The organism is Nocardioides ginsengisoli (genome assembly GCF_039537225.1).
GTDB lineage: Bacteria > Actinomycetota > Actinomycetes > Propionibacteriales > Nocardioidaceae > Nocardioides > Nocardioides ginsengisoli.
Window position 1 is genome coordinate 148704 of the sequence record NZ_BAABAC010000006.1, and the last position, 5391, is coordinate 154094.

The 5391-nt window shown below is 74.3% G+C and carries 4 protein-coding genes; 1 reads left to right on the forward strand and 3 read right to left on the reverse strand.

Translation table 11 applies throughout. The features are described 5' to 3' along the window. Window positions 1-83 precede the first annotated feature (83 nt). From AB4880_RS04265 to gabT, 3 genes are read right to left on the reverse strand one after another with little or no spacing between them, the layout of a single operon-like run. Complete coding sequence (locus AB4880_RS04265; RefSeq protein WP_367917960.1) at window positions 84-1517, reverse strand: NAD-dependent succinate-semialdehyde dehydrogenase; 1434 nt, start codon at window positions 1515-1517, stop codon at window positions 84-86. Between the two features lie 29 nt (window positions 1518-1546). Continuing rightward, window positions 1547-2821, reverse strand: a complete 1275-nt coding sequence (locus AB4880_RS04270; protein WP_367917961.1) for a Glu/Leu/Phe/Val family dehydrogenase — start codon at window positions 2819-2821, stop codon at window positions 1547-1549. Continuing rightward, on the reverse strand, window positions 2821-4164 hold the full coding sequence (gene gabT, locus AB4880_RS04275; protein WP_367917962.1) for a 4-aminobutyrate--2-oxoglutarate transaminase: 1344 nt from the start codon (window positions 4162-4164) through the stop codon (window positions 2821-2823). Before gabT ends, AB4880_RS04270 begins: the two co-directional genes overlap by 1 nt. Before the next feature lie 129 nt (window positions 4165-4293). On the opposite strand from gabT, the gene AB4880_RS04280 reads away from it, so the two are divergent. Continuing rightward, window positions 4294-5391: PucR family transcriptional regulator ligand-binding domain-containing protein (locus AB4880_RS04280; protein WP_367917963.1), on the forward strand; the 1098-nt coding region annotated here is incomplete at its 3' end.

Consider the following 5391-nt stretch of genomic DNA (forward strand, 5'->3'; position numbering starts at 1 on the left):
GGCCACACCGTCCGGGAGCAGAAGGACCGCCCCCCACCATCGGCACGGTGAGGGGCGGTCCGGAGCTGACTCTCGTGACTGACTCAGCTCCAGTCGACGCTGTAGTAGCGCGTCTCCTGGTACTCGCGGATGCCCTCGTGGGCGCCCTCGCGGCCGATGCCGCTCTGCTTGACCCCGCCGAACGGCGCGGAGGGGTCGGACACGATGCCGCGGTTGATGCCGACCATGCCGGCGTCGATCCGCTCGCCCAGGCGCAGAGCGTCCTGGAGCCGGCCGGCGTAGACGTACGCCGCGAGGCCGAACTCGGTGTCGTTGACCGACTGCAGCAGCTCGTCCTCGTCGGTCCAGGTCACCACCGGCGCGACCGGGCCGAAGATCTCCTGCGACAGGATCTCCGCGCCGAAGGGGACGTCGACCAGGATGGTCGGCGGGAAGAACCAGCCGGCCTCCGGCACCGCACCCTGGACGGCGACGCGCGCGCCCTCGGCGACGGCGGCGTCAACGAGGCCGGTGATGCCGGCGAGCGCCTTCTCGCTGATGACCGGGCCGATCTGGTTGTCGGTGTCGGCCGAGGGGCCGACCCGCAGCGCGGCGACGGCGGCGCCGAACTTCTCCACGAACTCCGCGGCCACGTCGGCGTGGACGTAGAAGCGGTTGGCCGCGGTGCAGGCCTGGCCGCCGCCCCGGAACTTCGCGATCATCGCGCCGGCCACGGCCGCGTCGATGTCGGCGTCCGCGGTGATCACGAAGGGCGCGTTGCCGCCGAGCTCCATGCTGGCGTTGAGGACGCGGTCGGCGGCCTGGCGCAGCAGGGTGCGGCCGACGCCGGTGGAGCCGGTGAAGCTGACCTTGCGGACCCGGTCGTCCTCGAGCCACGACGTCACGACCGCGGCCGCGTCGGTGGTGGGGACGACGTTGACGACGCCCTCGGGCACACCGGCCTCGAGCAGGATCCGCGCGACCGCGAGCGCGGTCAGCGGGGTCTCCGCGGCCGGCTTGAGGACGACGGTGCAGCCCGCGGCGAGCGCCGGGGCGATCTTGCGGGTGGCCATCGCGGCCGGGAAGTTCCACGGCGTGATGAGGGCGGCCACGCCGACGGGGGCGTGGGTCACCAGAGTCTTCGCGGCGCCGGCCGGCGCGTCGCCGTACGTCCCCTCGCCGCGCACGGCCTCCTCGGAGAACCAGCGGAAGAACTCCGCCGCGTAGTTCACCTCGGCCCGCGCGTCGGCGACGGACTTGCCGTTCTCGGCGGCGATCAGGCCGGTGAGCAGGTCGGCGTCGCGCAGCATCAGGTCGAAGCAGCGGCGCAGGATCTCGGCGCGGGCACGGGCGGGGGTGGCCGCCCAGGCCGGGAAGGCGGCAGCGGCGGCGTCGACCGCGGCGGTCGCGTCGGCGGGCGTGCCGTCGGCGACCTTCGCGATCACCTCGCCCGTGGCGGGGTCGTGGACCTCGAAGGGCGCGGCGGAGCCGGTGTCAGCGGTGAGGCGGGCGATCTCGCCGGCCAGGTCGTTCGTCATCTGGTTCTCCTTGGAAGCGGCAGGGCGGATCACGGGTAGAGGCCGCGCAGCTGGTGCGCCTGGGCCACGCGCTCGACGGCGAGGCAGGTCGCCGCCGTGCGCAGGGGGACGTCGAGACGGGTGGCGGCCGCGTTGACCGAGTCCCACGCGGCGAGCATCCGCTCGGCCAGGCGGTCTTCGACCTCGTTCTCGCTCCACCAGTAGGCCTGGTTGGCCTGCACCCACTCGAAGTAGGACACGATCACGCCGCCGGCGTTGGCCAGGATGTCCGGTACGACGAGCCGGTCGGCGTCCTGCAGGATCCGGTCCGCCTCCGGCGTCGTCGGGCCGTTGGCGCCCTCGACGATCACCCGGGCGCGCACCCGGCCGGCGTTGTCGCCGCGGAGCACGCCCTCGACGGCGGCGGGGACGAGCAGGTCGACCTCGGCCTCGAGGACGTCGTCGTTGCCGATCGCCTCGGAGCCGGCGAAGCCGACGACCGATCCGGTCGCGTCGACGTGCTGCTCGAGGGCGGGGATGTCGAGGCCGGACGACGCGTAGACCGCGCCGTACTGGTCCGACACCGCCAGCACCCGCGTGCCGCCCTCGGCGAGGAAGCGCGCGGCGTAACGGCCGACCTTGCCGAAGCCCTGCACCGCGGCGGTCGCGCCCGACGGCTCGATGCCGCGCGAGCGCAGCGCCGCCAGCGCCACGTGGACGACGCCCCGTGAGGTCGCGGTGGCGCGCCCGCGGGAGCCGCCGAGGCTGATCGGCTTGCCGGTGGTGACGCCGAGGACAGTGTGGCCCTGCTGGACGGAGTAGGTGTCCATCAGCCAGGCCATCGTCTTCTCGTCGGTCCCGATGTCGGGGGCCGGGATGTCGCGCTCGGGGCCGATCAGCGGGCTGATCTCGCTGGTGTAGCGGCGGGTGACCCGCTCGAGCTCGGCGGCCGAGTAGTGGCGCGGGTCGATCGTGACGCCGCCCTTGGCGCCGCCGTACGGGACGTCGAGCAGGGCGCACTTCCACGTCATCCACATCGCCAGCGCGCGGACCTCGTCCAGCGTGACGTCGGGGGAGTAGCGCAGGCCGCCCTTGGCCGGGCCGCGCGAGAAGTTGTGCTGGACCCGGTGGCCGACGAACAGCTCGGTGGTGCCGTTGTCGCGGCGCAGCGGGATGCTGACGGTCACCTCGCGGCGCGGGGTGGCGAGCATCTGGTGCAGACCCTCGTCGTAGCCGAGCAGCGTGGTGGCCTCCCGCAGCTGCGTGCGGGCGTCGGCCAGCGGCCCGGTCGCCGTGGGGGCGACGGGCTGGTGGAGCGCGGTCATCAGTTCTCCCGGAAGACCTGGGTGAGGATGTCGAGCGCCTCGTCGAGGAGGTGGTCGGGCATCGACAGCGGCGGGAGGAAGCGCAGCACGTTGCCGTAGGTGCCGCAGGTCAGGACGACCATGCCCTGGGCGTTGGCGGCGGCGGCGACCCGCTTGGTGAGGTCGGCGTCGGGCTCGTCGGTGCCGGGCTTGACCAGCTCGACGGCGATCATCGCGCCGCGGCCGCGGACCTCGCCGATGCGCGGGTCGGCGTCCTTCAGCGCGGAGAGGCGCTCGATCATGGTCTTGCCGATGGTGCGGGCGCGGTCGACCAGGCCCTCGGCCTCGATGGTCTCGATGACGGCGAGCGCGGCGGCGCAGGCGAGCGGGTTGCCGCCGTAGGTGCCGCCGAGGCCGCCGGCGTGGGCGGCGTCCATCAGCTCGGCGCGGCCGGTGACGGCGGCGAGGGGGAGGCCGCCGGCGATGCCCTTGGCGGTCACGATCAGGTCGGGGACGACGCCCTCGTGGTCGCACGCGAACAGCTCGCCGGTGCGGGCGAAGCCGGTCTGCACCTCGTCGGCGACGAAGACCACGTTGTTCTCGCGGCACCAGCTGACCAGCGCCGGGAGGAAGCCGTCGGCCGGGACGATGAAGCCGCCCTCGCCCTGGATCGGCTCGATCACGATGGCGGCGAGGTTGTCGGCGCCGACCTGCTTCTCGATGACGTCGATCGCCTTGCGGGCCGCCTCGGCGCCGTCGAGGCCGCCGTCGCGGAAGGGGTAGGACAGCGGCGCGCGGTAGACCTCGGACGCGAACGGGCCGAAGCCCTTCTTGTACGGCATGTTCTTCGCCGTCATCGCCATGGTCAGGTTGGTGCGGCCGTGGTAGGCGTGGTCGAAGACGACGACCGACTGCTTGCCGGTGGCCGAGCGCGCGATCTTGACCGCGTTCTCGACGGCCTCGGCGCCGGAGTTGAAGAGCGCGGAGCGCTTCTCGTGGGTGCCGGGGGTGAGCTCGTTGAGCTTCTCGGCGACGGCCACGTAGCCCTCGTAGGGCGTGACCATGAAGCAGGTGTGGGTGAACTCGGCGACCTGGCGGGTCACGGCCTCGACGACGCGCGGGGCGCTGTTGCCGACGGTGGTGACGGCGATGCCGGAACCGAGGTCGATGAGCTGGTTGCCGTCGGCGTCGACCAGGATGCCGCCGCCGGCGGCGACGATCTGGACCGGGAGGCCGACGGCGACGCCGGACGCGACGGCCTTGGCCTTGCGGGCCGCGAGCTCCTGTGAGCGCGGGCCGGGGATCTCGGTGACGAGGCGTCGCTCCTGCGTGATGCTGGGGCCGCCGGTGGGCTGCTGGCTCATGGGTCCTCCGTGGAGTCGATGCCGTGCCGGGGTGTCCGGACGAACCCCTCGACCGTAGGCCGCGCCGGGTGCCTGGGACTATGACCGTGCTGCACAATCTTGCCTTTCTTGTTGTGCAAGAATCGCACCATGGTGACGGTCCCGGACCTGGTGGCGGTGCCCGGCCTCGGGCTGCGCGCGGTGCACGTCGTCGACGGGCCGGCGCTGCGCTGGGTCGCGACGAGCGAGCTGCCCGACCCCACGCCGTACCTCGAGGGGGGCGAGCTGCTGCTCACCACCGGCCTCGGGACGCGCGGCTGGAGCGACCAGTGGACGGCGTACGTCGGGCGGCTCGCCGCCGCGGGCGCCGCCGCGCTCGGCGTCGGCATCGGCCTGACCTACGACCGGCTGCCCGAGGTGCTGGTGGCGGCGTGCCGCGAGCACGGCCTGACGCTGGTCGAGGTCCCGCGCGAGACGCCCTTCGTCGCCGTCTCGCGGGCGGCGGCCGAGCTGCTCCAGGACCAGGAGGCCGCCGCCACCCGGCTCGCGCTCGATCTCCAGCGCCGGCTCACCCAGGCCGCGCTCGGCCTCGACCTGCGCCCGCTGCTGGAGCGGCTGGCGCAGCTGCTCGACGGCACCGTCGCGCTCGTCCACCGCGACGGCGAGCCGGAGGAGGGGCCCTTCGGCGCGCATCCCGCCTTCCTCGACCTGGGGCTGGTCCGCGCCGAGGTCGCCGGGATCCGCGGCCAGGGCCTCGGCGCGGTGTCGAGCACGATGCAGGGCCAGATCACGACGGTGGTCCGGCCGATCGGCCTCGCCGGCCGGCCCGAGCACTACCTGGCGGTGGCACTCCCGAGCGGCGCCGGCGACCCCCAGCGCTCCGCGATCGGCACCGCCGCCGTCCTGCTCAGCCTCGCCGTCGAGCGCCGCGCCGAGCGCCGCGCTGCCGAGCGCCGGCTGCGCGGCCGCGCGATCGAGCTGCTGGTCGGCGGAGACCTGCGCTCGGCGGAGGTGCTGCTCGCCGCCGCCGAGGGCGCGCCGTCGGTGCCGGAGCGGCTGCGGGTGCTGCGCGCGAGCGGACCCGACGAGACGCGCGACGACCTGCTCGAGCGGCTGGAGGACTCCGGCGTCCTGGTCGGCAGGGTCGCCGGCGACCTGATGGCCGTGGTGCCGCCGGGCCTGCTCGCCTCGGTCGTCGCGGTGGCCGTCGACCACGGCGCCGCGGGCCTGCGCGCCGGCCTCGGGCGC